This window comes from [Mycobacterium] fortunisiensis (assembly GCF_019050325.1).
Lineage (GTDB): Bacteria > Actinomycetota > Actinomycetes > Mycobacteriales > Mycobacteriaceae > Mycobacterium > Mycobacterium fortunisiensis.
The window spans coordinates 51,879-69,428 of the sequence record NZ_VOMB01000016.1 but is presented as its reverse complement, the minus strand read 5'-3'; the positions used below and the strand labels follow the sequence as shown (position 1 = coordinate 69,428).

Here is a 17,550-nt window from a genome sequence, read left to right as displayed (position 1 = left end):
CTCGCGGGAGAAAAGGAACCACCACCATGTCTGACCAAGCCACCGAACAGTTCCGTGACGCACCGATTTTCGATGCCGACCAGCACATGTACGAAACTGGCGACGCGCTGACCAAATTCCTGCCGGAGAAGTACGCACGCGCGGTGCAGTACGCCCAGATCGGCCGTCAGACCCGGGTGGTGATCAACAACCGGGTCACCGACTTCATCCCCAACCCGACGTTCGAACGGGTGGCCGCACCCGGCGCGCACGAGAAGTTCTTCGCCGGGGAGAACACCGAGGGCCTGACCCTGCGCGAGATGCAGGGCAGGGCCATCGACGCGCCCGAGGCCACCCGCAACCCGGAGGCCCGGGTCAAGGAACTGGACCGCCAGGGTGTGGTCGAGGCGTTGAACTATCCCACCCTGGGCAGCCTGGTCGAGCACTCCAGTGCCGACGACCCGCAGCTGACCCTGGCGATCGTGCATGCGCTCAACGAGTGGATCCTGGAGCACTGGACGTTCGACTACCAGAACCGGGTGTTCTCCACACCGATCATCAACCTCTCCGAAGTCGATGCGGCCCAACGGGAACTGGAATGGATCCTCGATCACGGCGCGAAGGTCGCCCTGATCAAGCCGGGCCCGGTCAACGGGCTGCACGGCTGGCGCTCCCCTGCCCTGCCGGAGTTCGACCCGTTCTGGCGTGATGTCGAGGCCGCCGGCCTGCCGATCGTCCTGCACGCCAGCTATCCCCCGCTCGATGAGTACGTCAACAAGTGGGAACCGCCCTACACCCAGAACTTCATGGCGCAGAGCGCATTCCGCTGGATGGTGCTCGGGCACCGCGAGATCGCCGACATGCTGACCGCGCTGATCTGTCACGGCACCCTGACCCGGTTCCCGAAGCTGCGTATCGCCAGCGTGGAGAACGGCAGCAGCTGGATCTTCCCGCTGTTCCACGATTTCGCAGACCTGTACAAGAAGATGCCGCAGAACTTCCCCGAGCACCCGCACGACGTGTTCCGACGCAACGTCTGGGTCAGCCCGTTCTGGGAAGGCTGTGTGTCCGACGTGGTCGAGACGGTCGGCTGGGACAAGGTGCTGTTCGGCTCGGACTATCCGCATCCCGAAGGGCTGGCCGAACCCAAGGGGTTCTGGAAGTACGCCGAGGGCATGAGCGTCCGGCGCACCTATGACTTCATGGGCGACAACGCCCGACGGTTCATGGGCCTGCCGCTCGCCAATCCTGATCCGGACGCGGTCAACCCGCCTGCGCTCGCCGAGGTCTGATCTGTTCGTCGCCGGCGCTTCGACATCGGCGGTACCGTTCGACCATGCCCGCGGAAAAAGCCGGCCGGATGCGCATCATCACCGTCGAAGAGCACTATGAGCACCCCGAGGTGAGCCGGCGGGTTCTCCAGTTGGGCGGCGCGCCGAGCGGCTTGCCGCTCGACGCCCTGGCCGAGTTCGGTTCGATATTCAACGACGACCGCGACGCGGCCACCCGACTGGGCGGTCACCGGCTGGCCCACATGGACGCCGTCGGCATCGATGTCCAGGTGGTTTCGCATGGCAACGGCAGCCCCAGCACCTTGGCCGCACCCGAGTCCGTGGAGCTGTGCCGTCAGGTGAACGATGATCTGGCACAACAGATCTCCGAACATCCCGACCGGTTTCGGGGTTTCGCCACGCTGCCGCTCTACGATCCGGGGGCCGCGGCCGAGGAACTGCGTCGCTGTGTCGGCGAGCTGGGCTTCGTCGGGGCGTTGATCGCCGGTACCTTCGACGGCCTCTTCCTCGACGACGCCCGTTTCGAGCCGATCCTGGCCGCGGCCGAAGCCGTCGATCTGCCGATCTACGTGCACCCCGGCCTGCCTCATCCCCAGGTATCACAGCCCTATTACTTCGGCGACTGGCCGGCGGCTGTCTCGGTGATGTTCTCCGGCCCGGCGTTCGGCTGGCACGCCGAAGCGGGCATCCACGTCGTCCGGCTGATCCTGGCCGGCGCGTTGGACCGCCACCCGGGGTTGAAGTTGCTCAGCGGACATTGGGGCGAGGTGATGGCGTTCTGGCTCGACCGGCTCGACGAGACATTTGCGCTCGTCAACCCCGGCCGGGACCGCGCCGTCAGCGACTACTACCGGGAACAGATCTGGGTGACGCCATCCGGAATGTTCAGTCAGCATCAGCTCGCACATGTGGTGGCCGAGCTCGGTGCCGACCGAATCATCCACTCCGAGGACTACCCTTACGTCAAGCGCGACAACGTCACCGAGTTCCTCACCGGTTCAACACTTTCCGAGAAACAGATGCACGCCATCGCACACGGCAACGTGGAAGCTCTGCTCCGTCTGTAGATTTCGGCCGCCGTCAAACCCCATCCGCCGAAACCTTGCCACGGCAAACACGTGCGGTGCCCGAGGTTGTACCCGTGACGTATCGAGCGCAGACTATTTGCATTCAATACCGGTAACTGCGCCTGTGCCCGACACGGGGTTCGGCCATGGGCGTCTGGCCCATTGGGGGCAAGATGGCAATCACCACTCTGGTACGGCGGACAGTGCGGTTGGCGGCGACGATGGCCGCCGCGGCGATGTTCGTCATCGTGACACCGCCGGGCGCGCAGGCCGAGCCCGGCGTCTGGGATATCGAGGACTTCGATACCTGCACCGAAATGCTCAACGACGGGCTCGATGAGTCGATGCAGGAAAAGATCGACGACACCAAGGGTTGCTGCCGGCACAGCGGCGGGGTGTGGAACGAAGGCCAGCAGAAGTGTGAGGCGCCACCGGGTGAGGCCGCCGGGGCCGGTCGCGTCCCCGAAGGCCTGGTGCCCCGCGGCGATCTGCAGGTGGCGCCGTCGAATCCGCCACCGCCGGTATTGGTTCCGGTGCAGCCCACCCTGGCGCCGTCCGGCTAGACCTCCGGCAGCGGCGGAAGCGGCTGGGCGTCAGCGGGATTGAGCGCGTCGAGCATCAGACTGAGGTACCGCCGCCGCAGCTGCGGCGGTTGGTCGAGGGCCACCGATGCCGCGGTGACCATGGCGACGAACGTGGGCACGTCGTCGACGGTGAGATCGGACCGCAGATCCCCGGCTGCTTGTCCCTGTGTCACCAGTGTTTCGAGCAGGTCGTGCTTGCGGCTGAACAGCCGGGCCGTCAACTCGGTGAGGTGGTCCAGTGACGGCACCAGCGGGCGCTGTCGGTACATCAGCTCGGCCAACCGTTCGATCACGTCGATGAACGCCTCTCGGGGGGCATCGCTGTCGATCAGCGCCAGGATCACCGGCTCCACCTCGGTAGCGAACGCGTCCTCGTAGACCGCGGCCGCCAGGGCCTGACGGTTGGGAAAATGCCGGTACAACGTCGCGTTGCCTACCCCGGCACGGGCAGCCACCTGGGCCAATGTGGCGGCCGCGCCCAGCGCGGCGAAGACTTCGCGGGCCGCCGCGACGATACGGCTCTCGTTGGCATAGGCGTCGGTGCGGCGGCGGCTGGGTTTCGCAGGCATATCCATTCCGGGGGGACGTGGCGCAGGTCATGTCGGTGCACCGCGGATGGGGTTCGCTACAAACGATAGCCTACTCCCATATTGAGAGCCTACTCTCATTTACATGTCCACCTATCTGTATCGGCTGGGGCGGTTTGCGTTCGGCCGGCCCTGGCTCGTGATCGGCGGTTGGCTCGCGCTGATCGCCATCGTGGCGGGTCTGCTCGTGACCAACCCGCCGAAGATCTCGAACGAGATGCGCATCAACGGCACGCCGGCGCAAGAAGTCATCGACGACCTCGCGCAGCGGCTGCCGGAATCCTCGGGCGGCCAGGGACTGATCGCCTTCGCCGCGCCCGCCGGTCAACGCATGGACGACGGCGCCAACCGCGACGGACTGCTGCGCGCCGTGGATTCGATCTCACGTTCCGATCACGTGCTGGACCCGCGCGCCCTCGCCCAGGCCGAGCTGGCCAAAGGCCCGGCCAGCCCGACGCTGACCGCCGCGGCCGCGGTCGCCCGGGCCGAGGCCGCGACCAGCCGGCCCGACACCCCGAAACCTCTGATCGTCAACGGCCAACCCGTTCCCGGAGTGTTGATTTCCGGTGACGGCGCGGCCGCGCTCTACCAATTCCAGTTCGACAAGCAGACTGCCGAACTGCCGACGGGCACCGTCGAAGCCGCCGTCGACGCGGCGCGCGAGGCGGTGTCCACCACCGGCGTCAGCGTGCTGCCCTCGGCCAGCATGGTCGAGATGCCCGAGATCGTCGGTGTCGGTGAGGTTGTCGGTCTTGCCGTCGCCGCCATGGTGCTGGTGGTCACGCTCGGCTCGCTGGTGGCCGCCGGTTTGCCGCTGGCCACCGCACTGAGCTCGGTGGCGGTGGGAGTGGGCGGCACCTTCCTGTTCTCGCACCTGGTCAACATGCAGTCGATGACTGCCGTGCTGGCGTTGATGCTGGGCCTGGCGGTCGGCATCGACTACGCGATGTTCATCGTCAACCGCCAACGCCGGCTGATCATCGACAATGGCCTCAGCGCCGCCGAGGCCACCGGACGCGCCCTCGGAACAGCCGGTAGCGCAGTGATTTTCGCCGGCACCACCGTGGTGATCGCACTGGTGGCGCTGACAGTGGTCGGCATCTCGCTGCTCACACCGATGGCACTGGCTGCCGCTGCCACCGTGGTGATGGCCGTGGCCGCCGCGCTCACGCTGCTACCCGCACTGCTCGGCCTGGTCGGTGAGCGCATCTGCTCGGACAAGGCCCGCAGTGCACAAGCCACCGAAAACGGAACAAACCACCGTTTTGCGACCGCATGGGTGGGCGCGGTGTTGCGCCACCGGGTCCCGGTCGCGATCGGCGGTGTGCTGATCGCCGCGCTGCTGGCGTTGCCGGCGCTGAACATGTCGATGGGGCTGCCCGCCGGCGCCAGCTACAACCAGGGCACACCGCAGCGGGAGAGCTACGACCTGGTCGCCACCCATTACGGCGACGGCTACAACGGGCCGCTGGTGGTGGTCGCCGAACCCGCGGCCGGTCACGGCAAGCTCACCACGGCTGACCTGGTGGACACCAACAACGATCTGCGACGGCTGTCCGGTGTGGAATCGGTGAGCCTGCAAAAGGTCAGCGACAACGAGGAATTCGCCCTGTTCTCGGTGGTGCCCAGCACCGGTCCCACCGATGACGCGACGGCTCAGCTGGTCCGCGACATCCGGGCCCATGCCGGCCCGCTGACCGAACTGCACAACGTCGACCTCGGGGTCACCGGTATCACCGCGATGGGTGTCGACACCACCGACCGGCTCGCACAGGCGGTGCCGCTCTACATCGGCGTGGTCGTCGGACTGTCCCTGCTGGTGCTGTTGGTGGTGTTCCGGTCGATCGCGGTGCCGGTCAAGGCCACCGTCGGGTTCCTGCTCAGCGTGCTGGCTACCTTCGGTGCCACCACCGCACTGTTCCAATGGGGTTGGTTCCAGCAACTGTTCGGCTTGAGCGCGACGGGACCGATCCTGAGCCTGCTGCCGATCATCGTGATCGGTGTGCTGTACGGCCTCGCGATGGACTATCAGGTGTTCCTGGTGTCCTCGATGAAGGAGGCACATGTGCACGGTCATCGCGGCGATGACGCCGTGACCCATGGCTTCACCCAGGCCAGTCGGGTGGTGGTGGCCGCCGCGGTGATCATGATGTCGGTGTTCGCCGGGTTCGTCTTCAACGGCGATCCGATGATCAAGCAGATCGGCTTCGCCCTGGCCTTCGGTGTGCTGATCGATGCCTTCGTGGTGCGGATGGCCATCGTGCCGGCCGTGATGTCGATGCTGGGCGAGAAGGCCTGGTGGCTGCCCAGGCGACTGGAGCGTGTCCTGCCCAACCTCGACATCGAGGGTGATCAGCTCAACAAGCAACTGACCGAAGTCTGACCACCCATTCCGCCGAAACGGCATTCCAGCAGCCCGCTACTCGCACTTTTGCTGCCGGAATGCCGTTTCGGCGGTTGGTCAAGGGGTGGTTCCCGACTCAGGACGCCTTCGCCTTGGGCGCCGAATAATTCGGCTTGCCCAGCCCGAGCACGTGCTGGGCGATCATGTTGCGGAACACCTCGAGCGTGCCGCCGTAGATGCCGACCAGCGGGGCAAACCGGTACACGTACTCACTGCGGTCGTCGGCTCCCCCGTCGGCCCCGACCGGCAGTGCAGCAATCGATCCCGCGATGTCCATCAGATCCGGTGCGACGTCACGCATGGTCTGCGCCAGGGCCACCCGACCGAAGATGCTCGGTGACGACAGTGACGCCTCAAGCCGGGCCACGCTGCGTCCCAACCGATATGCCACGGACCCGTCGTCGATGGCGCCCGCCCGGCCCACCAACGCCGCGACGTTGTCGGTGGCCTCGGCCATGAATCCGGCCTGATGCATCATGATCGCGACATCGGCGAGTCCGTCGTCGGCGGCCGCGACGGCCCCGTGCTCGGCATCCAGTGGTTCGCGCACCACGGTCCACCCACCGTTGACGTCGCCGAGGCGGTACTTGTCGTCCACCCGCACGTCGGAGTAGTAGACGATGTTGGTGCGGTCACCGTCGACGGTGCGGATGCCCTGGATCTCGATGCCCGGGAGGTCCAGCGGCACCAGGAACATGGTGAGACTCTTGTGCTTCGGTGCGTCCGGATCGGTGTTGGTGATCAGGAAGACGTACTTGCAGTTGTGCGCACCGGTGGTGAACATCTTGGAGCCATTAATGATCCAGCTCGCCCCATCCGCTTCCCGAACAGCACGCGTCTTACAGGTGGCCACGTCGGAGCCGCCCTCGGGTTCGGTGTAGCCCAGGCACAGCCGCACAGTGCCGTCGAACACCCCACGCAGTACGTCGTCACGGATCTCCGGCGCGGCGAACTTCGCCACCGATCGGGCCACCATCGAGGTGGTCCCCCACGTCACCCAGGGCACCTCGGCGCGCCGCTTCTCCAGCTCCCAGATCCGCCGGCGTACCCGGGAGAAGCCACCGTCGGCCTCGGTCTTCCATTCTTTCTCCAGATACCCGCGGGCCGCCAAGGCCAGGTGCACGCCCTCGTCGAAGTTGTCACCGGTTTCGCGATCACGGCGGATGACGTCCTCGGTCACCACGCTGGACAGGAATTCCCGGACCTCGGTGCGGAACGCCTCGTCCTCGGCCGACAGCTCAACTACTGAGAAATCCACGCTTGTTCCCCTAAACCTTTGTGACTTCCCGGCTCTCACGAGCCGCGACGATCTGACCGATACGCACTGCGGTGGCACCCGGATCGCCACCGGCCAGCGCCCAGCCGCGGGCCCGCACCAGGTACGCGGTGGCCGCAGCCTCCGCGGACACCCCCAGCCCACCCTGGACGTGCACGGCCATGGTGGCGGCCTTGGCGGCCTCCTCTGCCATGAACACGAAGGCCGAGGGCGCCAGTTCCGGACGCTCGTCGGGTTCGTTGTCGAGGAACCATGCGGCCCGACGGGCCAGGCCCCGCCCGCTCTGCACCGTGATGGCAATGTTGGCCAGCGGGTGCGAGATGCCTTGCAGCGTAGAGATCGGCACGCCCAGGGTGTAGCGCGTCTTGGCGAACTCGGCGGCGATGGTCATCGTCTCCTCGACCAGACCGACCAGTGCCGATGCGGTCAACAGACGCCATTCATCCAGTGCCCGTTGGTATTCGGCCAAGGCATCGGCGCCGCCGGCCAGCACCACGCGGGTGTCGGCCGTAGCCGGATCCACCCAGGCCATCGGCAGTTTGCCGATGTTGTCGACGCGGGTGGGCCGGCTGGAGAAGCCCAGTTGCACCACGTCGGACCCGTCTCGGACGATGATGTGATCTGCGATCGACCCGGTCGGCACGAGCAGGGCGCCGGTCGGAGCGACCTGCTGCGGGTCGAACCCGACCAGTTGCGCGCCCTGGACGATCTCTGCGGAGTCCAGCGCGCCCAACCGGGCCAGCAAGCGCGCCGCCACCACGTGGTCGATCCAGGGCACCGGGGCCAGCGACCGACCGATCTCCTCGGCGACCAGGGTGAGGTCCACCAGGGTGGCACCGTCGCCACCGACGGACTCCGGCAGCGCCATCGTGGTGGCGCCCATGGTGCACAACCGTTCCCACAGGCTCTTGTCGAAACCCGACGGCTCGGCGGCACGGACCGCCTCGATGTCGCAGTAGGTCTTGAAGAACTGCTTGTAGGCGTTCTGCAGATCCAGATGGTCTTCCGACAGGCTGTAATCCAGCCGGCGTAGCTCGTAGCGGTCCATGTCAGTTCTCCTGTTCCTGGCTCTCGCCGAAGAAGAACTCGGCGGCGTTGTTGTAGAGGTAGTTGTCGAGCACCTCGGCGGGCAGATCGAGTGCCAGCGCCTCGGGGACCACACGTTGCATGCGCAGCACCGGGAAGTCGGAGGCGAAGATGATCTTGTTCTTGCCGCGGGTACGCATGAAATGCAACAGGGACTCCGGGAGTCGCTTGGGCGACCAGGCCGAAGTCATGAGTCGCAGGTTCTGGTACTTGATGAGCATCCGAATGGCGATGTCCCACCATGGATCTGCGCCATGGATCATGCACAGCTTCAGTTCGGGGAAGCGCACACACACCCGGTCGAGGTGAATCGGGTTCTGCACCTCACCCGGAATCGGCGGCCCGGGCAACCCGGTGTTGACACACAGCGGCAGGTCCAGCTCGGCGCATTTCGTGTAGAGCGGGTAGTACACGGCATCGCTCGGCGGGTACTGCCCGTCGCCCCAGAAGCTGGGCCCGACAACGGCATACGCGACCGGGAGGTCAGCGCTGACGGCGGCGAGCTCACGCAGCGACGGGATGGGACGCAGCAGGTTCACCCCACCCATTGCCAGGGCGAACCGGTCCGGGTGGGCTTCCACGAACTTGCGGGCGGTCACCGACGGTTTCGTGAGGTTGTCCATCAGGATGGCTTTGCGCACCCCGTGACTGTCCATCTCGTCGAGCATCTCGGCCAGGTCGATCGGCTCGTACATCGACTTGGGGCCCTTGAAGTAATCGTCGCGGACCTTCTTCATGAACGTCGGCTGGTTCTCCGTCTCACCGAAGTGCACGTTGGCCAGACAGTCGATCACTCGGTTCTCGCTGGGTGTCATGCCCTCGCCTCCGCTTGTTGAGACGCCAGGCCCTTGGCCCAGCGGTAGTCGGCTTTGCCGTTGCCGAGCCTGCGTACTTCATCGACGAACAGCACGTCCTTGGGAAGTTTGAACCGGGCCAATCGGGTCGCGCAGAACTCCCGGAGCGCAGGGGCGTCGACGTCGCCGCCGCGGATCGACACGACGGCGACAATCTCCTCGCCCCACCGTTCGCTGGGCCGTCCCACCGCCAGTGCGTCCACCACGTGCGGATGGGCCCGCAGAACTTCCTCGATCTCCTCGACGAAGACCTTCTCCCCGCCGGTGTTGACCACCAACGAGTCCCGCCCCAACAGGCGCAGGGTGCCGTCGGCTTCCAGGGCGGCGCGGTCACCCGAGACCACCACCCGTTCGCCGGCCACCTCGGGGAATGTCCTGGCCGTGGCCTCGGCATCGTTGAAGTAACCCAATGGGATACGACCGTTGCGCGCGACCCAGCCCACCTCGGGGTCACCGGGGTCGAGGAAACGCGAGTAATCGTCGGCCAGCACCAGCCCGCCGGCCCGCAGCTGGAACGTCTCGGCGGTCGGTGTCTGGCGCTGGGTGTGGCCAAAGCCCATGTTGCCGGTCTCCGACGAGCCGAAGCCGTTGATGATGGTGATCTGCGGGATGTGTTCCAGAAGGGCCCGTTGATGTTTCGGGTTGGTCGCCGCCCCACCGGTGCCGATCGCGAACATCGACGACAGGTCGTAGGAGCGACGGCCCAGCTCCTCCACGATCGGCCCGGCGTACGCATCGCCCACCATCGTCATCAGGCCGATCTTCTCCCGCTGCGCGGTCTCCAGCACGGTGCGCGGGTCGAACCGCGGCTTGGTGTCGTGCAGCACCACGGTCTGTCCGGACAGCAATCCCGAGAACGCCGTCCAGAGGCCGGCGGCATGCATCAACGGCGACACCGCGAACCACGGCGGGCCCGCGTTGGCCACCTTGTCGTGGATCTCGCCCACCTGATCGTGGTCGGCGCCGTTCATCGACGACACGTAGATGTCGCCCTGGCGCCACATCACGCCTTTGGGCCGGCCGGTGGTACCACCGGTGCAGACCATCAGCAGGTCATCGGGCGACGGCAGCCCGCCGTGGTCGGTATCTCCCTGTGCCAGAGCCTCTTCCAGGTCGATCGAGCTGTCGAGCCGGTCGCCGTCGCCGTCGTCGATGGAGATCAGCACCTCGGCCGACAGCGCCTCATCCCCCAATACGGAAGCGAACTTCGCCCCCAGCGAGCGGTGGTAGATCACCGCGCGGGGCTTCAGGTAGGCCAGCAGATCGGCCACTTCGCCGGGCGCGTAGTAGTAGTTGACGTTCACCGGGACAGTGCGCGCCTTGAGGCAACCGATCACCATTTCGGGGTACAGGTCGTTGTGCATGAGGAGGGCGACCACGTCCTGACCGCACTCCCAGCGGTTGAGGTCCCGACGTTCCCGGCGCACACCCAGCCCGGCCGCTGCCAGGAAGTTCGCCAACCTCCGGGTGCGCTGCGCCCCCTCGGCAAAGGTGGTGCGGCGGTCGCCGCACACCGTCATCTCCCGGTCGGGCACCGCATCGGCGATCGCGTCGACGACGGCACCGATCGTCCATTCGGCCATCCCGGTTACGCCGGTACGGTCAGGTGCGCGACGCCGGGAGCAACCCGGTTCATGTCACCGAGGAGCTCAAGTGCGTTGTCGCGCATGACCTTTCGGGTGTCTTCGCGGCTGAACTCGGGGAACTGTGGGATGTCTGCGGTGAAGGTGGTCGGATCGGCCAGGCCCTCGCCGTGCGGCCAATCCGAGCCGAACAGGATCTTGTCGACCCCGATGGTGTCGGCCAACAGCTTCACGTCGTCCTCGTAGTACGGGGCGATCCAGACGTTGTTGCGCAACTGCTCGACCGGATCTTCCTTGAAGTGGTACGGCGCATTGTTGGCTGCCTTCTTGAGCCGCTTGATCAGCCGATAGACGAAATAGGACCCGTTCTCGATGCTGGCCACCTTCAGCTTGGGATGCCGGGTGAACACCTGGTGCACGATCATCGAGGCCATCGTGTCGTGGATGGCACGATCATCCATGATCACCATGTCCAGCGGATCGCGCTTGCCGAATCCCTTGAAAACCCCGCTGCCGCCCCACAGCGCCGGGACCGCCATGTACCCGGAGTCGGACAGGTGGAAGACCACGGCGACACCGGCTTCGGCCAGCCGGGCCCACACCGGATCGTGCAGCGGGTCACCGAGGGATCGCGGCCTGACCGCACCCGGCACCGGGGCCGGCCGCACGCAGACGAGTTTCGCGCCGCGGCTCAGCACGAACTCGACTTCCTCGACTGCCTTGTCGGGGTCGGCCAGCGAGATGATCGGCGCCGACACGAACCGTCCGTCGGGCCGGTCGTAACCCCAGTCCTCGTCCAGCCACAGGTTGAAGGCGTGCACCGAGGCCATGGTGGCCTCGATGTCGTGTTTGAGCCCCTCCTCCACGCCACACGCGAAAGTCGGCAGCATGAACACGGTTTCGAGGCGCTGACGGTCGAGCACCTTCAGCCGGGCATCGCGATTCTGATACTCGGGATGCTCGGAGAGCCGGTCGACCTTCATCAGGGAAGCCGGGTCCACCCCTTCGGGGATCTCGCCGCGGAACAGCAGATCCAGGCAGCCCGGCTCGATGATGGGGTCGAAGGTCGGGTTGGGGATGAAGTGGTTGACCGTTCCGCCCATCACCGCCAACGTACGTTTGCCGTCCTGCACCATCTGCACACCGCGGCTCCTGAACTCCTTGGGCAGGTGCCGGGTGAAGGCATCGGTCGGCTCGTAGTAGTGGTTGTCGACGTCGACGGCGAGGTACGGAAGCCGTTCGGGAGCTTCGGTCATGTCATCAACCTTCTTTCAGGGACGGGAAATTCGGGGGCCGTTTTTCGAAGAATGCGGTGATGCCCTCGACGAGGTCAGGGCGGACCATGGACTCGTGCATGAGTTTCTCGGCCCGGTCGCTGACGTCGACGACGTTGTCGTTGGCATCGCCGTAGAGCTGGCGCTTGATCACCGCCATCGACGCCGGAGAGCAGTTGCGGGCCAGGTCCTCGGCGTACTCCAGCGCCCGGGACAGCAGATCTTCGGGCGCCACAACTTCTTTCACCAAACCGAGCTCACGGGCCTCCTCGGCGAAGAAGGTCCGGCCGCTGAGCAGCAGATCCGCCGAGATGCCCCAGCCGGCCAATCTCGGCAGGATCCAGGTGATGCCGTATTCGCCGATCAGCCCCCGGCGCGGGAAGGCGGTGGCGAATTTGGCGCCGGCAGCGGCGAATCGGACGTCGCACATCAGGGCGTGGGTCAGGCCGATGCCGACGCAGGCCCCGTTGATGGCGGCGATGACCGGCTTGCGCAGTTCGGTGAGGAAATGCGGGTGACGCTCACCGACGATCTTGCTGACATCGGTGTCTTCATCAATGCCGGCGCTGAGTTCCCGCACGGCACCCATGTAGGCGCCGGCACAGAATCCGCGTCCGCTCCCGGTCAGCACGATCGCCCGGACCGACGGATCGGCTTCGGCGCGATCGAAACTCGCGTACACGCCGGCCGAGATGTCCGGACCCCAGGAGTTCAGCCGGTCCGGCCGATTGAGGGTGATGACCGCAACCCCGGCGTCGGTGACCTCATACCGCACCGCCTCAGTTCCCACGTCGTCGGCAAGGGTCATCCGCCGCACACCTCCCGAAGCCGCACCAGCCGTTCAGACATACATACTGTATACCTATCGGTAGTGCATTCCGCAAGCGCCGTGTTGAAGCTGCGACCTGCACAAAGGCCGGACAATGACCCGCGCGGGAACGGCTCAGCCGTCGATCAAACCGAGCTTTCGATATGCGGTCTCGATCTGGGTCTTCGCCACCTCCGGGAGAACCACCTGCGGGGGACGAGAATGCGGATGGTCGCCGATGGGCAGCCCCAGCACCGAGGCCGCGTACTTGAACGCCCCGGCCCAGTGGGTGAAATAGTCGGCCCGGCCGGGATAACAGGTGAACCAGGACCCCATGTCCAGGCCGAACTGGTCCAGGCCCGACTCTCTGGCGTAGTCCATCGCCTCGATGAGCCGGTCGGCGTAGACCAGCTCCCAGTACTCGGTGAAGATGCGCCGTTGCGGGGTCTCGTAGAGGTATCCGGCCGTGCCCAGCTGAGCCGGACAGACGATGCCCTCGCGCAGCCAGCCGGCCCGGTACACCGTGGTGTCGCACTCCCAGACCGACAGATAGGGCGCCAGCTCATGCAGCCGACGGCTGGCCGCGGGCCGGAAGGCGCCCTCCTTGGTCGCGCACACCGCCGGGATCGCCTCGGCGATCCGCGCGCTCTCGTCGGGCGTCAGCACGTAACCCGAGGACGGTGAGTTGAACATTCCCAGGGCGATGTCGGTGCGGTCGGCGATGTACCGGAAGAAGCGCAGCACGCCCTCGCCCCCGTGGGCCTCCATCATCGGCGTCTGGATGTAGACGATGTCCGCGCCGGCCTGCTGGGCGTGCCGGGTCAGTTCCAGACAGTCCTTGGCCGACGTCGCCGCGGTGCAGGCCTGCACGACGAGCGCCGGGTTCGCCCGGCGCCCCTCGTCGATGGCCACCTCGAGCAACTGTTTGCGCTCGGCCAGCGTCAGCGCCCAGAACTCGGCCAAACCGCTGGTACACCACAGCATCTGGTGACCCAGATCGGCCACGCAGTACCGCACCAGGTGCCGGTAGGCGTCCCAGTCGATGTCGTCGCCATCGGTACCGCAGAACGGGGTGTACAGCGAATCGCCTATGCCGCGGAGCGCATTACGAGCCCACTCCCGTGCTTCACCGGCTGTCGCCATACCGCTCCCTAGATAAAGTCGCTACCGCCATCGACATTGACGTTGGCACCGGTCATGTACGAGTTGCGCTTGGACGCCAAAAACGCTGCCACCGGACCGATTTCACTGGGCAACCCGGCGCGTGGCAGGTGGGCCGGATGGCCGAAGTGCTCGTCGATGGCCGCCATCAGCGCGTACGGATCGTTGCCGTCGACGCCCACGGTATCGGCCCAGTCCTGCAGCGCCTCCGAGGAGATGCTGCCCGGGGAAACCACATTCACCATGATCTCGTCCGTTGCCAGCAGCAGCGACAGGTTCTTCGACACGCTGTTCACCGCCGATTTCGCCGCGGTGTAGGCCGGCAGCCGGGTGCTCTGCCGCTGGGTGGAATGCGCCGAGAAATTGACGATCCGGCCCCATTCGGCCTTGCGCAGCAACGGTATCGCCGCCCGCACGCAACGCACCATGCCCATCAGACCGGCGTCGAACGCCTGCTGCCACTGGTCGTCGGTCAACTCTTCGAAGTTGCCCGCCGCTCCCGGGCCGACCGTATTGATCAGGGCATTGATCTCGCCCCAGCGCTCATCGACCTCGCCGAAGGCCCGCTCGACCTGGCCGCTGTCGGTGGTGTCGGCAACGATCGCCACCGCCTCCGGCGAACCCAGCCGACTCAGCTGCGTTGCGGCAGCGTCGAGTACGTCCTTGGACCGCCCGACGATCGCGATCCGGGCCCCGTCCTCGGCCAGGCACTGCGCCGTCGCGAACCCCATCCCGCGGCCGCCGCCCACGACGACGGTGGCCGCACCGGCAAATCCGAGATCCATCGCGAATCAGTCCCCCGCTCCTGTCCGCCGGATCGTCAGGAACCGGTCCAGTTCGGGGCGCGCTTCTCGGCGAACGCGATGGCGCCTTCCTTGGCGTCGTTCGACGAGAACACCGGGCCGAGCAGTTCGCCCTGCTTCTTCCACATCTCCTCGGCCGACCACTCCGAGGACGACGCGATGATCTCCTTGGTCACCGCCACCGCCAGCGGGCCGTTGGCGGTGATCCGGTCGGCGAGTTCGAGCGCGCCGGCCAGCGCTTCGCCGGGCTCGGTCAGCTTGTTCACGAAACCCCACGCGGCGGCGTCCTCTGCGGTGAAGCTGTCACCGGTCAGCGCGAGCTCCATCGCCTTCTGGTACGGGATGCGCTGGGGCAGCCGCAGCAGGCCACCGCCACCGGCCACCAGCCCGCGCTTGACCTCGGGGATGCCGAACTTGGCGACCTTGGAGGCCACCACGAGGTCGGTGGCCAGAGCCAGCTCGGTGCCACCGGCCAGGGCGAATCCCTCCACGGCGGCGATCAGCGGCTTACGCGGCGGACGCTCGGTGAAACCCGCTCCTCGACCGGGAACATAGGGCAGTTCCCCGGCGGCGAAGGCCTTGAGGTCCATGCCGGCACAGAAATTGCCGCCCGCGCCGGTGAGGACCGCGACCGACAGCTCCGGTGTGTCATCGAGTTCGTCCATCGCATCGGCGAGCCCCTGGACCACCGCCAGGTTGAACGCATTGCGCGCTTCCGGCCGGTTGATCGTGATGATGAGCGTGCGCCCCCGTCGCTCCCGCAGAACTTCGTCCGACACCAGTGCCCCTTTACATAAAGTCCAATAACCCGGAAAAGCCTACTATAGGCATTACAGTAGAGAGGCGGGAACCCCGTCCATTCTGCCGAGCGACGGCCACGGGTCAACCGTAGCTGCGGAGCAACGGAAGGGCTACCGGTAAGGTTGACAGCGACAAGACCCCGCGACACGCGCGCATAGGCGCAGTTCAGGTGGCAGCCGGCGGTAAATTCAACTGCGATTGACCCGCGGCACAGGGACGGCTCGACCAGTATCGATTTCGATGGAGGTGCCCGCAGTGGCAAAGCAACCGACCGCTGAGAAACGTCAACGGCGCGAACGCGGGTCCATCAATCCCGACGACATCATCAAGGGCGCATTCGAACTCGCCGAGCAGGTGTCGATCGACAATCTCAGCATGCCGCTGCTGGGCAAACATCTGGGCGTGGGTGTCACGAGCATCTACTGGTACTTCCGCAAGAAGGACGATCTGCTCAACGCGATGACCGACCGCGCGCTGCGCGAGTTCGTCGTCGCCACCCCCTACGTCGAGGCCAAGGATTGGCGCGAGTCGCTGGCCAACCACGCCAGAACCATGCGAAAAGCCTTCATCGCCAACCCGATCCTGTGTGATCTCATTCTCATTCGGTCCGCTCTGAGCCCTCGGGCCGCGCGCCTCGGCGTACAGGAGATGGAGACCGCGATCTCGGGCCTGGTGGAGGCCGGACTCTCGGTCGAGGACGCCTTCGACACCTATTCGGCGGTGTCGGTGCACGTCCGCGGATCGGTGGTGCTGCACCGGCTCTACGAGAAGAACCGGGCCGACGACAACGCGCCCGGGTACTACGAAGAGAGCATGGTCATCGACCCCGAAGTCACCCCGCTCCTGGCGCAGGTGACCAGCGAAGGCCACCGGATCGGCGCGGCTGACGAGAAGAACTTCGAGTACGGCCTGGAATGCATCCTCGACCACGCCGCCGGCCGGATCGCAGAGCAGTCGACGCCCAAGGCGAAGCGCAGATAGGCGCCGCCTCACCGAGGCCGATCCGATTACGTCAGAACAGTTTTCGGCCGAAGTTGGAACCGAGCGGTGACGTGGCCGCGTTCTCACCGATGTACTGGCGGTGGACGTCCAACGCGAGCGCCTCGGGATAGACGTACGTGTCGTTGAGTTGATGCTGGGATGTCAGCCAGCCACGGATGGCGATCTTGTGTTCCCTGGGTACGACGATTGCCGCGCACTGGCCGGGCTCGACCGGATGCTCGCGCAGCATCGACGGCCCCACCGACCTGTGCTCGTGGTAGTAGGTCGCGATGGCGTCCGAGTGGTCGCTGATCGGTACCGCCACGGTGGCGTTGGGGTTGTCGGTGACAACCTCCGAAAAGATGAACACGCCGCGCTGAATACGTTGCCGTGCAGTGAGGTACGGCGCATGGAAGAGCGCCACGTTGCCATCTCCACCGCCGCCGAACGCCACCGTTGGCGTGACGTGGGTGAACGCCGGGACATAGCTGGCGTTGCAAGGGCGATACCGGTAGCAGAGGAGCACACCATCGTGCTCATCGGACGTGGCGTCGAAGCACGCCATGGCGAGTGCAGTCAGGAAATCGGTCGAGAAATCGAGCAACGGCGTCGCCGCGCCCTGGTGCTGAAGGTATGCCAGCAGTTGAAGATCGCCCAGCGCCGACACGGTGGGCGGGTACAGACCCACCGCACGGGCACCGGCGAGGAGATGGTCGGTGGTCTCGACCACCGCCTGATCGTCCAACGGAGCCTGGGACATCCCGGCGATCCGCCGATGCATGCCAGGTGACAAGACCCAGGCCCGCGCTTGCCCACGCCAGTAGGTCCGCGGGCAGTAACTGTCGAACGCGCCCTGCTCGTAACGAATCGCGAGAGAAGCGACCGCGTCGAGCCAGTGGGCGAACGCCTCCCCCAACTGCCGCTCCTGCGGATCGACGTGCGTCAGGTCGTTCATGAACGTCGGCATCGTGAACATGCGGCAATTTCATCAACAGCCACCGACATTCCCG

General features: G+C 66.0%; 16 protein-coding genes. 5 read left to right on the top strand and 11 right to left on the bottom strand.

Features of this window, described 5'->3' with window-relative positions; translation table 11 throughout:
- The first annotated feature begins 26 nt into the window (after window positions 1-26).
- The 3 genes from FR943_RS10600 (at window position 27) to FR943_RS10590 (ending at window position 2,901) form a co-directional block, all read left to right on the top strand.
- Window positions 27-1,271 (top strand): amidohydrolase family protein, encoded by a 1,245-nt coding sequence (locus FR943_RS10600; RefSeq protein WP_217156733.1) that lies wholly within the window; start codon window positions 27-29, stop codon window positions 1,269-1,271.
- Between the two features lie 44 nt (window positions 1,272-1,315).
- Window positions 1,316-2,338, top strand: coding sequence for an amidohydrolase family protein (locus FR943_RS10595; RefSeq protein WP_246584964.1), 1,023 nt, complete (start codon window positions 1,316-1,318; stop codon window positions 2,336-2,338).
- A 173-nt stretch (window positions 2,339-2,511) separates the two neighbouring features.
- A complete protein-coding gene (locus FR943_RS10590) occupies window positions 2,512-2,901 on the top strand; it encodes a hypothetical protein (protein ID WP_217156725.1) in 390 nt (129 codons plus the stop codon).
- Here FR943_RS10590 and FR943_RS10585 read toward each other — a convergent pair.
- Window positions 2,898-3,491, bottom strand: coding sequence for a TetR family transcriptional regulator (locus tag FR943_RS10585; protein ID WP_217156723.1), 594 nt, complete (start codon window positions 3,489-3,491; stop codon window positions 2,898-2,900). The genes FR943_RS10590 and FR943_RS10585 overlap by 4 nt on opposite strands.
- Window positions 3,492-3,594: 103 nt before the next feature.
- On the opposite strand from FR943_RS10585, the gene FR943_RS10580 reads away from it, so the two are divergent.
- Window positions 3,595-5,892, top strand: coding sequence for an MMPL family transporter (locus tag FR943_RS10580; protein WP_217156721.1), 2,298 nt, complete (start codon window positions 3,595-3,597; stop codon window positions 5,890-5,892).
- A 97-nt stretch (window positions 5,893-5,989) separates the two neighbouring features.
- Here FR943_RS10580 and FR943_RS10575 read toward each other — a convergent pair whose 3' ends face one another.
- The 9 genes from FR943_RS10575 to FR943_RS10535 all read right to left on the bottom strand — a co-directional run bounded on the left by FR943_RS10575 (window position 5,990) and on the right by FR943_RS10535 (window position 15,537).
- The gene (locus tag FR943_RS10575) at window positions 5,990-7,171 is read right to left on the bottom strand and encodes an acyl-CoA dehydrogenase family protein (protein WP_217156719.1); all 1,182 of its coding nucleotides are present in this window, start codon (window positions 7,169-7,171) and stop codon (window positions 5,990-5,992) included.
- Between the two features lie 10 nt (window positions 7,172-7,181).
- Window positions 7,182-8,237 carry an acyl-CoA dehydrogenase family protein gene (locus tag FR943_RS10570; RefSeq protein ID WP_217156717.1) on the bottom strand — a complete coding sequence of 352 codons (1,056 nt, stop codon included), beginning with the start codon at window positions 8,235-8,237 and terminating at the stop codon, window positions 7,182-7,184.
- 1 nt (window position 8,238) lies between these two features.
- The gene (locus FR943_RS10565; RefSeq protein WP_217156715.1) at window positions 8,239-9,090 is read right to left on the bottom strand and encodes an amidohydrolase family protein; all 852 of its coding nucleotides are present in this window, start codon (window positions 9,088-9,090) and stop codon (window positions 8,239-8,241) included.
- Entirely contained in the window at window positions 9,087-10,712 is a 1,626-nt protein-coding gene (locus FR943_RS10560) for an acyl-CoA synthetase (RefSeq protein ID WP_217156713.1), read from the bottom strand. The genes FR943_RS10565 and FR943_RS10560 overlap by 4 nt, the downstream gene beginning before the upstream one ends.
- 5 nt (window positions 10,713-10,717) lie before the next feature.
- Window positions 10,718-11,968 (bottom strand): amidohydrolase family protein, encoded by a 1,251-nt coding sequence (locus FR943_RS10555; protein ID WP_217156711.1) that lies wholly within the window; start codon window positions 11,966-11,968, stop codon window positions 10,718-10,720.
- A 4-nt stretch (window positions 11,969-11,972) separates the two neighbouring features.
- Window positions 11,973-12,794: an enoyl-CoA hydratase gene (locus tag FR943_RS10550; RefSeq protein WP_217156710.1), complete on the bottom strand. Its 822-nt coding sequence runs from the start codon at window positions 12,792-12,794 to the stop codon at window positions 11,973-11,975.
- Between the two features lie 135 nt (window positions 12,795-12,929).
- Window positions 12,930-13,937, bottom strand: coding sequence for a dihydrodipicolinate synthase family protein (locus FR943_RS10545; protein ID WP_217156708.1), 1,008 nt, complete (start codon window positions 13,935-13,937; stop codon window positions 12,930-12,932).
- 8 nt (window positions 13,938-13,945) lie between these two features.
- Complete coding sequence (locus tag FR943_RS10540) at window positions 13,946-14,740, bottom strand: SDR family NAD(P)-dependent oxidoreductase (RefSeq protein ID WP_217156706.1); 795 nt, start codon at window positions 14,738-14,740, stop codon at window positions 13,946-13,948.
- Window positions 14,741-14,775: 35 nt separating this feature from the next.
- Window positions 14,776-15,537 (bottom strand): crotonase/enoyl-CoA hydratase family protein, encoded by a 762-nt coding sequence (locus tag FR943_RS10535; RefSeq protein ID WP_217156704.1) that lies wholly within the window; start codon window positions 15,535-15,537, stop codon window positions 14,776-14,778.
- Between the two features lie 262 nt (window positions 15,538-15,799).
- Here FR943_RS10535 and FR943_RS10530 point away from each other — a divergent pair, with 262 nt between their 5' ends.
- Window positions 15,800-16,540 (top strand): TetR/AcrR family transcriptional regulator, encoded by a 741-nt coding sequence (locus FR943_RS10530; protein WP_217156702.1) that lies wholly within the window; start codon window positions 15,800-15,802, stop codon window positions 16,538-16,540.
- Window positions 16,541-16,571: 31 nt separating this feature from the next.
- Here the strand turns inward: FR943_RS10530 and FR943_RS10525 are convergent, their stop codons facing one another.
- The gene (locus tag FR943_RS10525; RefSeq protein WP_217156700.1) at window positions 16,572-17,516 is read right to left on the bottom strand and encodes an FRG domain-containing protein; all 945 of its coding nucleotides are present in this window, start codon (window positions 17,514-17,516) and stop codon (window positions 16,572-16,574) included.
- Window positions 17,517-17,550 lie beyond the last annotated feature (34 nt).

Coding starts and splice junctions, on each gene's coding strand:
- FR943_RS10580 (WP_217156721.1), top strand. CDS start 3,595: ATGTCCACCTATCTGTATCGGCTGGGGCGGTTTGCGTTCGGCCGGCCC.
- FR943_RS10565 (WP_217156715.1), bottom strand. CDS start 9,090: ATGACACCCAGCGAGAACCGAGTGATCGACTGTCTGGCCAACGTGCAC.
- FR943_RS10560 (WP_217156713.1), bottom strand. CDS start 10,712: ATGGCCGAATGGACGATCGGTGCCGTCGTCGACGCGATCGCCGATGCG.
- FR943_RS10590 (WP_217156725.1), top strand. CDS start 2,512: ATGGCAATCACCACTCTGGTACGGCGGACAGTGCGGTTGGCGGCGACG.
- FR943_RS10555 (WP_217156711.1), bottom strand. CDS start 11,968: ATGACCGAAGCTCCCGAACGGCTTCCGTACCTCGCCGTCGACGTCGAC.
- FR943_RS10585 (WP_217156723.1), bottom strand. CDS start 3,491: ATGCCTGCGAAACCCAGCCGCCGCCGCACCGACGCCTATGCCAACGAG.
- FR943_RS10570 (WP_217156717.1), bottom strand. CDS start 8,237: ATGGACCGCTACGAGCTACGCCGGCTGGATTACAGCCTGTCGGAAGAC.
- FR943_RS10600 (WP_217156733.1), top strand. CDS start 27: ATGTCTGACCAAGCCACCGAACAGTTCCGTGACGCACCGATTTTCGAT.
- FR943_RS10540 (WP_217156706.1), bottom strand. CDS start 14,740: ATGGATCTCGGATTTGCCGGTGCGGCCACCGTCGTCGTGGGCGGCGGC.
- FR943_RS10525 (WP_217156700.1), bottom strand. CDS start 17,516: ATGTTCACGATGCCGACGTTCATGAACGACCTGACGCACGTCGATCCG.
- FR943_RS10545 (WP_217156708.1), bottom strand. CDS start 13,937: ATGGCGACAGCCGGTGAAGCACGGGAGTGGGCTCGTAATGCGCTCCGC.
- FR943_RS10530 (WP_217156702.1), top strand. CDS start 15,800: ATGGAGGTGCCCGCAGTGGCAAAGCAACCGACCGCTGAGAAACGTCAA.
- FR943_RS10550 (WP_217156710.1), bottom strand. CDS start 12,794: ATGACCCTTGCCGACGACGTGGGAACTGAGGCGGTGCGGTATGAGGTC.
- FR943_RS10595 (WP_246584964.1), top strand. CDS start 1,316: ATGCCCGCGGAAAAAGCCGGCCGGATGCGCATCATCACCGTCGAAGAG.